The sequence below is a fragment of the Chitinophaga rhizophila genome, from assembly GCF_019492185.1.
Taxonomy (GTDB): domain Bacteria; phylum Bacteroidota; class Bacteroidia; order Chitinophagales; family Chitinophagaceae; genus Chitinophaga; species Chitinophaga rhizophila.
Window position 1 is genome coordinate 2,200,370 of sequence record NZ_JAICCF010000001.1, and the last position, 14,928, is coordinate 2,215,297.

Sequence of the window (14,928 nt, forward strand, 5' to 3'; positions counted from 1 at the left end):
GATTATTTGTCCCAGGCTACCCTGAAACCGATAGTAGGTTGCCTTTCATCTGGGTTTGCCAGCATGCGAGAGTCGTTGGTAAGTGCAGTCACCGGACTATTATACGCCCCTCCTTTTACAATTTTACAGGTATTGGTAGTATCTGACCAGTCAGCGCACCATTCAGCAACATTACCAGTCATGTCGTAGAGTTTAAACTCATTCGGCGCTTTGGTACCAATAATGGCCTGCTTTTTTGCACCGTACACTGCTACCCTTTTAGCAGCACTACCACCGCTATACTTTACCGGGAGGCCAGCACTTGCAGCATATTGCCATTCGGATTCTGTAGGCAGGCGGCCGTTGCGGGATTTACAAAACTCAACTGCCTCATACCAGGTAACATTACTCACAGGGGCGTTATCGCTGACATTCGGCGTTTGCGGCGGGAATTGTTTACCTGTACTATCACAATATTTCCGGTATTGAGCTACTGAAACTTCCGTGTTGCTGATATAAAACGAATCAATGCCAGGAGCGGAAACCAATCGCTGTTGCATATATTTTTCGGGAGGAGGTGGTGGAGGATCTACAATAGGCCTAAACACGTTATACGCGCCTAGCGAAAATGCCAGACCTCCACAAATTGCACTGGTAGTAATAATAGTTTTCAGCTGTTTTTCCCATATCTGTCGCCTTATCTTCTCCTTCAACATTGCAGCAATCTCCGCTGGGTTATTCTTCCAGACCTGATAAACAATGTGTTTGGATAATCCATCTATTGGGGTATTATCAAGCCTTAAGGGAAGAATATGTGGCGCACCGGACCTCCTTTCGGCCATCGCTACTAGTCTCTCGATGTTAGCCCAATACTTCTTATCAAATGTTTCACTGACGATCATCAAAACAAACCTTGCGTGCTTACTATAGTTATCAATGGTGAGTCTCATAATGTCTACTCCCCATGTCGAGATACCTTCTTCTACATAGTAGTAATAGCGAACACGGATCTTTTTTAGCTCTGCTGCAATAAGATCTGCGACTTGTTTGTCCTCCTCAGCTACAGATATAACGATATCATATTTAAAACGCCGATTCATCGTGTATGGGGATTTGGTAATGATTGAGGCTATATTTTGCCGTCCTTGATCAATTTCCAGTAATATTTACCAAGGGAGGTCAGGCGGCAACTTTTACTTCTTACGGCAGCCCAGTACATATACTCCTCTCCTACGGGCTCTATGAGACCTATCAGTTGCATTCTGCGCAGGATCTTAAACGTAGCAATATTGGCTTCATTGGGAGTATCTGTGGTATATTCATAGCTGGGATCCAATTGGAAGTCGTTCTCTACGTCCGGGAAGTATTCCTTTAACTTTCTCAATTCAGACAGCAATACAGGGGGATTAACTTTACGCAGGCTGACAGGCCGGATAATATTTGCTTTGAATACAGGGCGTTGGTCCCAGCTACCCAGGGCCCTGTTTATATAACTATATATGCTACTGGCGGTAATCTCTCCACCCACATCCGCAGCGCCACCTTTGAGGGCATCTATTAACAGACTGGTAAATACGCCATGTCCGTTAGACTCTACCGCCGACTCATCACTACGGCTGGAAGCCATAATAATCACACCTTGTTCCAGGAAGGCGGCACTATTGCCCATTATGGCCGGGGTACCCATTGCTCCGGCGTGACAGCAATCCAGTACTACGATCTTATGTCTTGCCCTGGACAAGCCAACAATTTTCAGTAACTCATCCATAGAGATACCAACATTATGGCGGGAGAAGTCGGGCGTAACAATATACCCGCCGGTACCGCTAAAATTACCATGCCCGGAAAAATAAAACAGGTTGACATCATCATCATGACCATTAAAGGCTTCCAGAATGATAGATTTGAGTTCATCTTTTGTCTTTGCAGTGGTGAACAGTTTCACCTGGAAATTGGGCGAGCCATCTGCGTTTTTATCCAGTAATTCGGCTACTGCATTCGCATCGTTTACGCAACCTCTGAGGCGTGCGCTGCCTGGGTAATCGTCTATACCGACTACAAGTGCTTTTCTCATGCTATTGTATTTTCATTGGGATTAGTTGGGATGTCTCACGTTGACAGGACAAAGATGAATCGGTATCGTGGCGGAAAAAACCTGTGCAAAGGGGGAAAAATCCCCTTTTTAACAACCGTCCCGGGTAATTCCCGGGAGGCAGGAGGATTTTTCCGGTATTTGACCAGCACTGATTTTTTTGTTTACCGAAGGCATAGTTTCGCATCGTAAACAGTTTACGCCCCATTTTTCACTACACCTAAAAATTGTCATTATGCAACAACACCTTACCGTAAAACCTCTACCATTTTTCTACGTAGGACAAAAAACTACCGCCGAACGAATTACCCGCTACCAAAAGAACAAACATTCCCTATTAACACAGGCAGCGGGTAGACCTGATACCAGGTCTGTCTGGTATTCAAAAGAGCACTTTGCAAAGCTGCTCGACGAAATCGAGTATGCAGGCGGCGATGGTATCAGGGTTTATTTCGGTACCTATGAAGATGGACATCAATTTGCCGGTCAGACCTGCCTCCTTTTTGTGACGACAAGAGAGAAGCAGATAGGCAATTCCATTACGCATGCGAATGTAATATTGGAGAAAGAAGCTAATTATGCCGACCGGTCATCAATGGAAAGGGAAGTAATTCTGTTCCCTGGGGACGATCCAATGGAAGACATCCGGGATTTCAATATGGGTATCCCTTGTCCACCCCGTTGTGATGAAGAATATTCTGGATAACATTACGTAATTTGAGTGAATGCAGCGATTCTTCAGCTACGAATATATGTATTTGTTACCTCTGTTGCTTAGCGCCATTCTAAGCCTGAAGACGTTCAGGCATAGATGGCCTAAGCCATATAAACTATTTGCTGTACTGGTCATCATGTCATTCCTAACAGAAGTGCTGGCTAATCTCTGGATACATAAGCTACATAACATAGCTGGCTGGAATTATTCGAGAAACAATTTATGGATCTATAACTTTTTCTTCCTGGTGCGTTTCGCGTTGCTATCGACCATTTTTTATCAGATACTAAACGACTCCAGGATAAGAAAGATCATTTATATGGGAGCTATTGTATTATTACTATTTGGCCTTACTGACTATTTCGTTATTCAGGGGCCATTCCAGTATAATACATTCAGCGTGATAGCATGTCACGTATCACTTATTGTACTATGCCTTTGCTATTTCAAACAGCTGCTGCAGGCTCCCGGTATCATCGACCTTCATAAAGAACCCATGGTGTGGATGACATTGGGAACATTCCTATACCAATCAGCATCGCTGCCATTTTTAATAATGTTTGGCTTTCTGAACCTGCAGCATTCTCCGCTGGCGCTATCGCTTCTGTTCATCAATGACATCTTCAATTTCTTAATCTGCACCTGTTATTTAATCAGCTTTTTATGCAAACCTCAACATTCGCAACCGCTCTGACAATTATCATATCGACTTTACTTGTCCTGAGTTTAAGTGCGGCTATCATTTATTTCATCTTCCTTTATCAGAAGAAGAAATTCCGACATCAACAAGAGCTGATTGAAATGCGTGAAGCATTTAACCATGTATTACTTCAATCAAAACTTGCAATCCAGGAACAAACACTTAACCATATCTCAAAGGAATTACATGCCAACTTCAGTCACCTGGTATCCCTGATTAACATCAACCTGTCTGAGATATTACCTAAAAGCCCTGTAGAACAACGGGAAAACATTCTTGAAACCAAGTCGCTGGCAAAACAGCTAATGAGTGAACTGAAAGCACTGAGTGCAAATCTCAATACCGATCACATTATTCATATAGGATTTGTACAAGCACTGCAAAATGAGCTTAACAGACTGGCTAAAACCGGCCGGTATGATGTTAGTATCACCAAAACCGGCGAAGAATACAGGATGCAGCCGGAACATGAGATTATACTCTTCCGCCTCTGCCAGGAGGTACTGAATAATGTAGTAAAATATGCCAAAGCATCCAGGGTGATATCCAACCTTTCTTTCACCCCCGGTAACTTTATACTTACTATTGCTGATAACGGAGAAGGCTTTGACGTAGAACAGGCAGTGAGTCAAAGCGGAGAAAAACAAAGCACCGGATTACTGAATATGCGTAAAAGAGCCGCTCTTATCAACGCTGAATTTGCCATCGTCAGTCATCCGGGTAGCGGTACCACGGTAACGATAAACATTCCACACCCTCAAATTCTAAAAACGTTTGCTGTATGAGAAATGCCAGCCAAAAGTTAAATATTGCCATTGTAGATGACCATAATCTGTTCAGGAAAGGTCTCATCAAGCTCATTAACATGGGCGATACCCAACATAGGTACCAGATACTCTTTGAAGCCGAAAACGGGCATGACCTGCAGGAGAAGATGAAACAACCTCCTTTCCCGGATATCATCCTCATGGATATTGATATGCCGGACATGGACGGATATGAAGCAGTCGATTGGTTACAGCGCACCCATCCCACCGTAAAAGTACTGGTTGTATCAATGGTGGAATCGGAAAATGCAATCCTGCGCATGCTGCGGTTGGGCGTTAAAGGCTATCTGTCGAAAGATATCGAAGTGGAAGATATGAATCGTGCGCTGGAAGCTATTGCCAGTAATGGATTTTACTACTCTGAAATTGCTACTGAAGTTCTGAATCAAAACCTTATGGGAAATGTAAAAACAAATCCTTCTTCACTGTATCTGTCAGAAAATGAAAGGGAATTTCTTAAACTCGCCACTACAGAAATGACTTATCAACAGATTGCTGATAAGATGAATTTGAGTCCGAAGACCATTGATGGCTACAGAGAAGCATTATTCCAGAAACTAAATGTCAAGACACGTGTAACAATGGCCCTTTATGCTGTGAAACACGGAATTGTACAGCTATAATACTAATAATAAAAAAAGGAGGTGTCTGAAAAGGCACCTCCTGCATGTCCTGACCTCCATCAGCACATTGTTTTTTCTCTAAACATTCCACATGATTAACAACCCCTGCTTATTCAGCATGGTACTTTTACTTCCGATGTCGCTACTCACACCTTCAATTCTGGACAGGCCGGAAGTGCTGGTATTGTCTTGACCCCGTTAATATCTTTATGACGTGTATCTGAACTTTTGTCTAAGTACAGCAGTTAGCCGCAGGCTGTAATAGAAAGGTTGCGCCTGTCAGGTCCCTTCTGTTTATCTATGCCATGAGTAGCTCTATAAGAGGCTCTGTTCACTGTTTAAATCATCTGGTATTAGCAATTCTCATCTGCTTAACTAATCATTGTCAGCACACTCACATGGAGACAGGAGGCTTATCGGAGGAAGCCTTTCCTGATTGGAGTCATAATTTTTTCATTGTCAACTGTTACTATATGTGGAATAAAACAAACTTATCCTGTCTACAGGTCCATATAACTATTCTGGCGAACCATTGCTTTATTTCAAAGCAATGATAGCTAAAATGCAAATAACAGACAAATGTTTTTTAATTTGCCCCTACTACAGGTCGGGGGAAGCTACCTGTCCAGGACAACCCGCAGAGAAAGCAACCCGCAAAAAATGATACATACATGACGCTTGAAGAACTACTAAAAGATCAAAGTGAGGAAGCCCCCCATAGATTCCTTGCCCATATATCCATTGATTGTGTTGTATTCGGTTTTAACAACGGTATCGTTAAAGTATTGCTTGTTCGCATGAAAGGTGAAGACCACTGGATGCTGCCAGGAGGATACGTAGAGAAACATGAGAACACCGATGATGCAGCCATCCGCATCCTGGAAGCAAGATCGGGAACAAAGAAAGTGTACCTGCAACAGTTTGCCACTTTCGGTGCTATAAACCGCTCACAATCATTTTTCAAACTCTCTCCTGAACTATGGCATGCGCAACGTTTTATATCAATCGGCTACTTCGCTATGGTAGACTTCAACCAGGTAATTCCTGTGCCGGATGACTTCTCCGATAAATGTGAGTGGCTGCCACTCAATAACTTGCCCCCACTTGCCATGGACCATCGCCAGATCATTAATAAGGCCCTTAAAACCCTGCAAACACAATTAAATTACCAACCTATAGGCCTGGACCTGCTACCAGAAGAATTTACATTACCTGAACTACAGAAATTATACGAATCTATTCTAGGAAAACCACTAAACAGAGGGAACTTCTACAGGAAAATAATGGCGTTGGATATACTGGAAAAACAGGACGAACAACGAAAAGGAGGCGCACATAAATCACCTAACCTCTATCGGTTCAACCTGCAAAGATATCAGGAGGCTTTTGAAAACGGAATATACGACAGATGGTAAGTATTACTCTTTTATTCCTGGATGAAACGCCACTTAGAAGGTGCGCACCGCTATTACCACAACTATAACCAGTAAAAGAATACCTGCCAACAGGTAATACTTATTATCTATAGCACCCTGTATCAGAAAAAACAGGTTGAGTACCACCAGATACATTCCCGTACCAGCAAGCGTATACATATTTGTAAGGTCATAACCACCCCCTCCTATTCCCGGCGTATTATCCAGCCAGCCCCTGATAAGAAAAACATATATCAGCAACATAGCCGGCAGTAAGACAAGTAGTAATTTGAAGAGATCCATGGACTTCATAGTAACAGAAAGATAACTATTTTTCCGTAGTATTATACCGGAATATATTGTCTGATAAAGGATAAATTAGGAACGCTATCTAACCGGAATTATTTATTCAGGTTATCTTTACTGCTGATCAAAGATATATCCTCCTTACCTATGGAACAGTTTAAGGACATACAATGGGGATTTATCTATTTACGCTATATCAATTTGTCAATCTACCATTTACCATGAAACTCCGATTTAACTGGATCTACTTCGCACTTACTGTCTTCATTTTCCTCATTGAAGTGCTAATCGCTCTGTACGTACATGATGATATCATCCGTCCATATGTCGGTGATATACTGGTTGTAATACTGATATATTGCTTTGTCCGCTCTTTTCTACAGGCACCTGTATTACCAGTAGCGGTTGGGGTACTGGTCTTCTCCTGTACAATAGAAATTATGCAATACTTTAAACTGGTGACCCTTCTCGGATTGGATCATTCGCGCCTTGCAAGGATAGCCATCGGCAATTACTTCAGCTGGGGAGATATGATTTGTTATGTATTGGGTATTGGGTTAACGATGTTTATTGAAAAGATAAAACCGGCCAGATTTCATCAATACACTTCCTGACAACCTATTACCTTAGCCATGCATCTGCAATCGTCCATTCACGGAATATGATGCTGGCAGCACAGGCGCGAAAGTAAAACATGCCTTTGGTATTCGCAGTAGATATCAATACTTCCGGAAAGTTAACAACCTCCGGCCGGTTACATCTTGCAGACAAATCAAATGGGTAAGTCCCTCCCTCGATAATACGAAGTGATATTAAAGGGTGGCTATCTGCATTCTCAATAAAACCAACTACATCCTTCATTTCAAGTACACGGCGCTCACTGATATCGTACTGGTTCTGAAAAATGAATAGGTAGTTATTTCCAAAAAAGATTTTTGAATGCACCTGATAATCTTCCAGCTCAATTTGTGTCATCCTGCATAGATTAGTTTGAGGTGCAAGTTAGTAATTAAATGATTGGAGACATCATCTCCTGTTACGAACATCTCCTTACAAGTAAACACATTTTCATGTCATACGACTACTTTTTACAGGCCCATTTACATAGTGGATCCGAAATGATAGCTACCGAAAAGATCTTAGCTATCTTTGAAATATATGTAGTAGCTAAAGACAGCAGTTATATTGATCTCAGATTCGACGATGATAGTACCTGCACAATTTATATGGATATTGATGCTCCATACAATGATGGATTAGTCGTAAATCGTCCCTGTAGTGGTCAGCTGGCTGAATGCCTATACCAGGTAATGCAACTGGGGAATTTTGTATTCTTTGAGCCTGATGGTATACATATGATTATCATCGATGCTGCCGTAGAACAACACCTTCCCGAAGATATGATAGACACGCTAGGGAAACCTGTTGTTGCAGACACGTTTGATAGCTTCCTGGGATTATATAATAATAACAGATAGACATTTCAATACTTGTTCCGCTTCGCAGATAGATAGCCCAGGAACTATCATCACTATAGAAATACATATTTTCGCAAACACTAAAGAGCACCATATGCTTCCTGAAAGTTTAAGGCAAATACTCGATACAATCGATTATGTGGAATATGATATAGAAATTCTTAAAACTGACATATCTGCCAATCCTGTTAAAATAGATTTACTGATACGGGATATTGAGAACTACAGCGGAAATACTGCTGTATCTATGCGTGTTTTCAACTGCCAGGATCTCCATATTAATTATCCACAAAACGATACTTACCCACGTCTCGAAACGGAATGCGCACTACTATGGCCATTCACTGATACCCGCTGTGAATTATACATCGCAGGTGGGCCATCTGGGAATCTTGAAAAGATCGTCTTTGAGTTGCTATTAGTACACCAGCGATTCTTCGGACAATACATCGCCTTTAATCCAGCTATATCTATCCTTCAAAACGGTTATGGACTGTTTGCAAAAGGATCTAAGAAATTGTTAATGGCATATGCACATATACTCAACAGGAATGGCGTTAACACTTCTATCATCGGCGATCTTGCTCCAAGTGCAGCGTATGTAAATCTGCAGGTATTATTCATAGGAGGCAGTTACATCATTGGCGACAGGTTTGAGTGTGAAGTAGTGCCAATCACAGATCAGGCTGATGAAAGGGAGACACATGAATGGTAGAAGCGTTGCTCCTCTTCCAGATATTCGCAGGGATTGACAGAATAACTAGCAACTATAATCAATTTAAAAATGGCTACAGCTATTTCATTACTTCACAACATGTATCGACAGATTATATAACTATTCTTCTTATTTTCATGATAACCGCACTTAATACTTTCACATTATGATCTATCTGACACAACTCATCTATATCCATGAGGGACAACAAGATATCTTTCATCAGTTTGAAGACGTTGCACTGCCTCTATTAGATAAATACCAGGGTAAATTATTGCTGCGAATACGGCCTTCCCAAGGACAGGTCATTGCCGGAGAACTAGAGTCGCCTTATGAAGTTCATCTTGTAAGTTTTCCTTCACAGGCAGCGTTTGATGGTTTTAAACAAGATAAGGAACGCGAGCGTTTCCTGCATCTTAAAGATGCCTCTGTACGTAAGGTTGTGTTGATACAGGGCATGAGTTTGTGATATGGTACTCATCCCTGGCACCATACTGGCAGGTAAGGCAATCCGGAAGTGTTACTGGTGTGTGCATTGCTTATTCGTACAGGAAGCCTAATTAACAGTGATGAGCTGATAATGAGCTTCACGCTGTTGCAGATATATTCTCAACAACTTTCAGCAAAGGTTGTTACTAAACGACTATCTGAACTCAGTATATACGGAAGACGCCATGTAAGTGTATCACCCTCTGTCACACTTTAGCGAAGTAGCAATTCTCTGACCGTTTTATTTCCCGGCAAATCCACTGCTAATACAATCACTTTTCCTCCTGCCGGCAAGACAGTTATTTTATAATGCCAGTCTACGCCATTACGGGCTAAAATAGCGGAAGCGCTTTCGATTATTGCGCCTGCAGCATCTGCCACTTGCACTTTTACTTCCACAACCCGAAATTCATCTTTAGCGGTCACTATGACTTCAGCGTCTTCTAATCTGAGATTTTGAATCTCAGGTGAATGATAGGCATCCTTCACCGCCATATTGTAGGCATTTTGTCCAGGACCGGCCAGCGAAGCATAGTAGGCTTTTATCTCCGGATCGTTCAGCAACATTCGCGCACGGCCTGCGGCGAGGGTCATTTTATACCTGGCTTCCAGCTGTTTGGCAGTAGGTTTACTATTAGATGGACCGCGCTTCTTTGCCATGATAATCTGCCCATTCCGTTCATAAACAGTGACTTGTCTGCCGAGAGAGCCTCGAATCAGCTGTAAAATGGTATTGTCTTTTACTAAAGCCATAAAAATCAATTTTTGAGGTTACTGTCACTAAGTTACCATATGATAGTGCTATGGCTTTTACATTGACATAACACTTTAAGTACATTATGAGGTCATTTAAATATCTTTGGGATATTGAGGTGACCTTATAATATGCTTTAGATGCAGGGATGACATGAAACATCAAATGTTATCAGAAGGGGTAAACAGCCAGGATGACAAAGAATATTTAGAAGAATGCCCAGAGTGAACATATCCTGGAAAGCGAAAGAAGTAACCGATTGACATCAGAATACTATCTTTACGCTATTCAGCGTACATTATTTCACTTTCATTATCAGACATAAAAGCGCCAATAAACCCTATGACTTTTGATAGAGACAAAACTACAATCATTAATTATCCACCTGAGACGTTGCGAACTTTCAGGGTACAGGTATATGAGTGGATAGATAACCTAAACTTCACTTTAAGCCCTGAGGAATGCCTGGAAAACGCGGAGGAGTATGTTAAAATAGCACGGGAAATATTCCTGGAAGCAGGTTGGTATGGAGACGGTAGGATAGAACTTATGTGGATACCACCTTTTATGTATCAAGGTGAACGAACCGAGGCCTTTACAGTTGGGGTTACTATCTGGCATGTCAAGCAGCGGGAAGATGGGATATCCTGGCTATTGTCGCCAATAGAATTGCCTATCTGATACAAGTTGCCGTTGGAGGTAGTTGTCTTTTTATTAGGGGGTATTTGAGGAATAGCGCTTGCATGAATGTCATTGGCTATATCTATAAAAAGCAATTCAATAGTTTGTGTATGGTGTTTTATTTTTTAAGCAAATCATCCAAGACGAAGTCTATCCATTTGTTTTCAGGCAGGGTGAGGAGCACATCCGGGGCAAAACCTGTTTGATCAATAGGCTTAGTGTCAGTCCAACTGGATTTTGTGATGGGTATTGTCAGGATAAATTTATCATATGGCAATATGGTTGGATTAGACATTCCTTCATAATCCATTATACCAATAGTAGGTGATCCGTAAGTAATCACCTTTTGGGATTGGTTGGTAAGAGAGATAAAATATTCAGTTGAACTACCACAAAAGTTATTCACCACTACCGCTACTTTCTCAGGTTGTTTTGTTACTGAGTCGAGAGGGAAGCTAACAGCAGGAATTGGATAGAATATCTCTTTTGTAGCAGGTAGTTCAGTATAGGCTTTTTTGTATGCGTTTTTTTTAACGCTAGACCATTATTATTGTTCGTCCAGGTAGAAAGTTCTTCATTTTCTGCTGGTGTTATCTGTTTAAGCGATACTTTACCCAAAACTGTGTGATTCCAAACATGTAATAGATTTCCGGTCTGTTTGGCGGGGAAATGTTCGATTCATCACCTATAGCCCTTCTCTTGCTTTCAACCATTTAATCTGATCTTCAGTATCAGGAACCTTTAATCCCCTAGCCCTGCTGATGTATTCAAAAACTTCGTCTGCTATATAACCATTCATTAGCAATACACTTCCTGCAATGATAGAAGACCTACCTATACCCATCCGGCAGTGAATAACAACAGTTGCCCCTTCGCAGATCTTTTTTGACAACAGCTTTATAAACTCATTTGGATGTGAAGGAATACCTCTATCTTTTATTGGAAAGTGAAGAAATTCAATTTCATGTTTAGCACAAATCGTTTTCTCTTGTGTAAGTCCCAATTCTATTATTTCCTCTCTTTCCAGCAAAGACGCTATATGTGTGACTTTCTGTTTTCGGAAATTGATTATTTCGTCTTCCAGCCAATCACCACCGCGAGGCCGTGGCATAATGCCTATGCGGGCACCATTATCAAATTGATGCAACCAATAGATCCTAGTAAGCATAGTCTTATAAAAATAAACTAAAAAGGCTTCCAAGCGTCTGCCTGAAAGCCTTTTTTCTATTCGTAGCGAGAAAGGGAGTTGAACCCTTGACCTCAGGGTTATGAATCCTGCGCTCTAACCGCCTGAGCTACCTCGCCGTTTCCCGTCTTTTATCTCAAAACGGGAGTGCAAAGATAATGGACATTTTCAAATAACCAAAGAAATCTTTATAATATTTAAAAAGACAATAATTCTTTAAGTGCTTTAGCTACTTTATCTGGATTCGGCAACATTGCATTTTCCAGGATGGTATTAATAGGAACAGCCGGCAGATCCATAGCCCCCAGGGTGAAAACAGGTGCGTCCAGGGATTTGAAACATGCCCGCTGGATACGTCCTGCCAGTGCTTCTGCGAAAGAGTTGTTCAGCTGTTCTTCCGTTAGCACCAGGCATTTACCGTGTTTTTGTACAGTGGCAAATATCAGCTCTTCATCTAAAGGAAACAAGCTGCGCAGATCAATAATCTCTACCTGACCAGGGAATTGAGCAGCAGCAGCCTGCGCCCAATATACGCCCATACCATAGGTGATGATACAGACAGTATCGCCTTTTTTCAGATCCCGGGGATGCGCCTGCTGTACTACCCTCCCCTTTCCTAATGGTAATACATAGTCTGCGGCTGGTTCAATATTGATGGCTCCCTGAGTACCCGGAACTTTACTCCAATATAAACCTTTGTGTTCCAGCATTACTACCGGATTAGGATCAAGGAAGGCCGCTTTCATTAAACCCTTCATATCGGCAGCGTTAGAGGGATAAACGACTTTGATACCCTTAATGGTTAGTAGTGTGGATTCTATACTTCCGGAATGGTATGGTCCGCCACCACCGTAAGCGCCGATGGGTACACGTACCAGTGTTTGTATTGGGAATTTGCCATTGCTCAGGTAACAGGATTTGGAAATTTCCGTTACCAGCTGATTAAAGCCTGGGTAAATGTAGTCAGCAAACTGGATCTCTACTATAGGTTTCACACCTACAGCTGAAAGGCCGGCAGTAGAACCTACAATGTAGGCTTCCTGAATGGCAGTATTATAAACTCTGTCATCGCCAAATTTCTCAGCAAGAGTGGCTGCTTCGCGGAATACACCACCTAGACGACGGCCCACGTCCTGACCAAAAAATATTGCTTCAGGGAATTGCTGCAGGATCTCTTCTATTGCATGCAATGCAGCGTCCACCATCATCACTTTGTTACCGTTAATGGGCACCCTGTCACCTTTCTCTGTGGTCACTGCAGGCGGAGCAAAGATGTGATCGTTAATAGTATCTGCAGTTGGCTCGAAGGCCTCTTTTGCCCTGTCAAATTCCAGGTTAATATATTTAGGGGTATCTGATTCAATTGATAGAACGTCTTTCTCCGATATGCCTGCTTCCAGTAAACGCTGTCGTAAATGAGGCAGAGGGTCCTTTTCTGCGTGTAAAGCAAGGTCTTCCTCAGTCCTGTACCATTCCTTGCGTACACCCGACGTATGGTGCCCTAATAGCGGTACACATGCATGTACTACCATCGGCTTACGCTCCTGGCGTACATAACTGATTGCCGCACTCATAGCATGGTAACATTCCTCAAAGTCGCTACCATCTACCCGCATGCGTTCCATCCCCTTAAAGCCTGCCGCGTATTCGTAAGCATCCATTACACGGGTTTCCTGCGAACTGGCAGAAATGCCCCACTCATTGTCTTGTATAAGGTAGATAATGGGCAGCTCCCATAAGATAGCGCTTTGCCAGGCCTCACTAACCTCTCCTTCTGTTACACTACCGTCTCCCAGTGAACAAACCACTACCGGCAGCTCACCCTTCGGGCCTGTTTTTAGTAAGGATGATCCTGTCTTCTCCAGGTACTTAATCCCTTGGGCCATGCCCGTAGCCGGAATTACCTGCATCCCCGTGGCACTGCTTTGGTGGGGAATAACCGGCTTCTCAGGATCCAGGCTGCTGGGATGTGAATAATATGACCTTCCGCCGGATGCCGGATCATCTCTTTTTGCCAATAGTTGCAGCATTAACTCGTATGGTGTAAAGCCCATTGCCAGTAACATGCTGTCATCCCGGTAATATGGACTTACATAATCCCACGGTTTTAACTGCATACCGGCAGCAATCTGTATGGCTTCATGACCACGGGAGGTGGAATGTACGTACTTACAGATACTGCGATTCGCTTCATAAGTGGCAGCCATGTTTGCGGCCTGCTGCATGAAACGATATGCTTTTAGTAAGGTCACCTGTTTGCCGGAAGACCGCTCCTTACCGGGAACAGCAGCTTTAAAAGTTGAAACACTTATACTATCTTTAAACACGTAAGGATTGTTTTGGATGTTAAACTTATATTAGTTGCTACTGCAACTATTGCTACTGCAAATTAACAATTATGACTGATACTTTTGTAAGCAATCCGTCTTTTTTTAAGCTGGATGCCACATTAAAACGGATTCGCAACTATTGGCAAAAAACCTTTGACGCACATAAAAAAGACATCACTGTAGACCAGTGGCTCCTGATAGAAAACCTGTACAAGCACAAGAAAATTACACACAACGAGCTTGCCAGAATGACTTCAAAGGATATCACGACCGTATCCCGTATTATCGAACTGCTTGTGAAGAAGGAACTGGTGGTAAGGGAAGGATCGCCACAGGACAGAAGAAAGGTATTTCTGCAGCTTACCCAGAAGGGAACTGACAAATACAAGGAAGTACGCCCACTGGTCCTCGACATGCGTAAAACCGGTTGGGCAGGGTTAACAGAACAAGATTATACTGAACTGACAAGAATATTGGACGCGATCTATAATAACATTCCCTGACCGCCAGCACTCAACACATCCAGCTCGTTCCTGACTATGAGACGCCGCCTCTGAAGCCATTGATTACTATAGAAGATCTGCCAGCTTAAAGCTCTTTCTCATCTGTTTTCCGGGTCATTTGGTTTATGCATCTTC

Annotated in this window: 18 protein-coding genes and 1 tRNA gene; 11 read left to right on the forward strand and 8 right to left on the reverse strand. The window is 42.4% G+C overall.

Features of this window, described 5'->3' with window-relative positions; genetic code table 11:
- Positions 1–2: 2 nt before the first annotated feature.
- Both K1Y79_RS08395 and K1Y79_RS08400 read right to left on the reverse strand, forming a co-directional pair.
- A complete protein-coding gene (locus K1Y79_RS08395) occupies positions 3–1,079 on the reverse strand; it encodes an SUMF1/EgtB/PvdO family nonheme iron enzyme (protein ID WP_220249529.1) in 1,077 nt (358 codons plus the stop codon).
- Positions 1,080–1,108: 29 nt separating this feature from the next.
- Positions 1,109–2,053: a caspase family protein gene (locus K1Y79_RS08400; RefSeq protein ID WP_220249530.1), complete on the reverse strand. Its 945-nt coding sequence runs from the start codon at positions 2,051–2,053 to the stop codon at positions 1,109–1,111.
- A 253-nt stretch (positions 2,054–2,306) separates the two neighbouring features.
- Between K1Y79_RS08400 and K1Y79_RS08405 the strand changes: the two genes are divergently transcribed.
- From K1Y79_RS08405 to K1Y79_RS08425, 5 genes are all read left to right on the forward strand, one after another.
- A complete protein-coding gene (locus K1Y79_RS08405) occupies positions 2,307–2,777 on the forward strand; it encodes a hypothetical protein (RefSeq protein WP_220249531.1) in 471 nt (156 codons plus the stop codon).
- A 19-nt stretch (positions 2,778–2,796) separates the two neighbouring features.
- Positions 2,797–3,480, forward strand: a complete 684-nt coding sequence (locus K1Y79_RS08410; RefSeq protein ID WP_220249532.1) for a hypothetical protein — start codon at positions 2,797–2,799, stop codon at positions 3,478–3,480.
- The gene (locus K1Y79_RS08415; RefSeq protein WP_220249533.1) at positions 3,450–4,271 is read left to right on the forward strand and encodes a sensor histidine kinase; all 822 of its coding nucleotides are present in this window, start codon (positions 3,450–3,452) and stop codon (positions 4,269–4,271) included. Before K1Y79_RS08410 ends, K1Y79_RS08415 begins: the two co-directional genes overlap by 31 nt.
- Complete coding sequence (locus K1Y79_RS08420; protein ID WP_220249534.1) at positions 4,268–4,936, forward strand: response regulator transcription factor; 669 nt, start codon at positions 4,268–4,270, stop codon at positions 4,934–4,936. The genes K1Y79_RS08415 and K1Y79_RS08420 overlap by 4 nt, the downstream gene beginning before the upstream one ends.
- Before the next feature lie 671 nt (positions 4,937–5,607).
- On the forward strand, positions 5,608–6,351 hold the full coding sequence (locus K1Y79_RS08425; protein ID WP_220249535.1) for an NUDIX hydrolase: 744 nt from the start codon (positions 5,608–5,610) through the stop codon (positions 6,349–6,351).
- 33 nt (positions 6,352–6,384) lie between these two features.
- Here the strand turns inward: K1Y79_RS08425 and K1Y79_RS08430 are convergent, their stop codons facing one another.
- Positions 6,385–6,663, reverse strand: coding sequence for a hypothetical protein (locus K1Y79_RS08430; RefSeq protein ID WP_220249536.1), 279 nt, complete (start codon positions 6,661–6,663; stop codon positions 6,385–6,387).
- A gap of 215 nt (positions 6,664–6,878) precedes the next feature.
- On the opposite strand from K1Y79_RS08430, the gene K1Y79_RS08435 reads away from it, so the two are divergent.
- Entirely contained in the window at positions 6,879–7,271 is a 393-nt protein-coding gene (locus tag K1Y79_RS08435; RefSeq protein WP_220249537.1) for a ribosomal maturation YjgA family protein, read from the forward strand.
- 7 nt (positions 7,272–7,278) lie between these two features.
- Here the strand turns inward: K1Y79_RS08435 and K1Y79_RS08440 are convergent, their stop codons facing one another.
- The gene (locus K1Y79_RS08440) at positions 7,279–7,632 is read right to left on the reverse strand and encodes a hypothetical protein (RefSeq protein WP_220249538.1); all 354 of its coding nucleotides are present in this window, start codon (positions 7,630–7,632) and stop codon (positions 7,279–7,281) included.
- 95 nt (positions 7,633–7,727) lie between these two features.
- Between K1Y79_RS08440 and K1Y79_RS08445 the strand changes: the two genes are divergently transcribed.
- The 3 genes from K1Y79_RS08445 (at position 7,728) to K1Y79_RS08455 (ending at position 9,319) form a co-directional block, all read left to right on the forward strand.
- Positions 7,728–8,135 carry a hypothetical protein gene (locus K1Y79_RS08445; protein ID WP_220249539.1) on the forward strand — a complete coding sequence of 136 codons (408 nt, stop codon included), beginning with the start codon at positions 7,728–7,730 and terminating at the stop codon, positions 8,133–8,135.
- A gap of 94 nt (positions 8,136–8,229) precedes the next feature.
- The gene (locus K1Y79_RS08450) at positions 8,230–8,850 is read left to right on the forward strand and encodes a hypothetical protein (protein ID WP_220249540.1); all 621 of its coding nucleotides are present in this window, start codon (positions 8,230–8,232) and stop codon (positions 8,848–8,850) included.
- Between the two features lie 166 nt (positions 8,851–9,016).
- On the forward strand, positions 9,017–9,319 hold the full coding sequence (locus K1Y79_RS08455) for a DUF1330 domain-containing protein (RefSeq protein ID WP_220249541.1): 303 nt from the start codon (positions 9,017–9,019) through the stop codon (positions 9,317–9,319).
- A 233-nt stretch (positions 9,320–9,552) separates the two neighbouring features.
- Here the strand turns inward: K1Y79_RS08455 and K1Y79_RS08460 are convergent, their stop codons facing one another.
- Positions 9,553–10,092: a hypothetical protein gene (locus K1Y79_RS08460; RefSeq protein WP_220249542.1), complete on the reverse strand. Its 540-nt coding sequence runs from the start codon at positions 10,090–10,092 to the stop codon at positions 9,553–9,555.
- A gap of 343 nt (positions 10,093–10,435) precedes the next feature.
- Between K1Y79_RS08460 and K1Y79_RS08465 the strand changes: the two genes are divergently transcribed.
- Positions 10,436–10,774, forward strand: coding sequence for a hypothetical protein (locus K1Y79_RS08465; RefSeq protein ID WP_220249543.1), 339 nt, complete (start codon positions 10,436–10,438; stop codon positions 10,772–10,774).
- 685 nt (positions 10,775–11,459) lie between these two features.
- Here the strand turns inward: K1Y79_RS08465 and K1Y79_RS08475 are convergent.
- The 3 genes from K1Y79_RS08475 to K1Y79_RS08485 all read right to left on the reverse strand — a co-directional run bounded on the left by K1Y79_RS08475 (position 11,460) and on the right by K1Y79_RS08485 (position 14,287).
- Entirely contained in the window at positions 11,460–11,975 is a 516-nt protein-coding gene (locus tag K1Y79_RS08475; RefSeq protein WP_220249544.1) for a protein-tyrosine phosphatase family protein, read from the reverse strand.
- Positions 11,976–12,005: 30 nt separating this feature from the next.
- Positions 12,006–12,079 (reverse strand) — tRNA-Met (locus K1Y79_RS08480).
- Positions 12,080–12,157: 78 nt separating this feature from the next.
- Positions 12,158–14,287, reverse strand: a complete 2,130-nt coding sequence (locus tag K1Y79_RS08485; RefSeq protein WP_317197476.1) for an alpha-ketoacid dehydrogenase subunit alpha/beta — start codon at positions 14,285–14,287, stop codon at positions 12,158–12,160.
- Positions 14,288–14,358: 71 nt separating this feature from the next.
- Here K1Y79_RS08485 and K1Y79_RS08490 point away from each other — a divergent pair, with 71 nt between their 5' ends.
- Positions 14,359–14,793, forward strand: coding sequence for a MarR family winged helix-turn-helix transcriptional regulator (locus tag K1Y79_RS08490; RefSeq protein ID WP_220249545.1), 435 nt, complete (start codon positions 14,359–14,361; stop codon positions 14,791–14,793).
- The last annotated feature ends 135 nt before the right edge of the window (positions 14,794–14,928 follow it).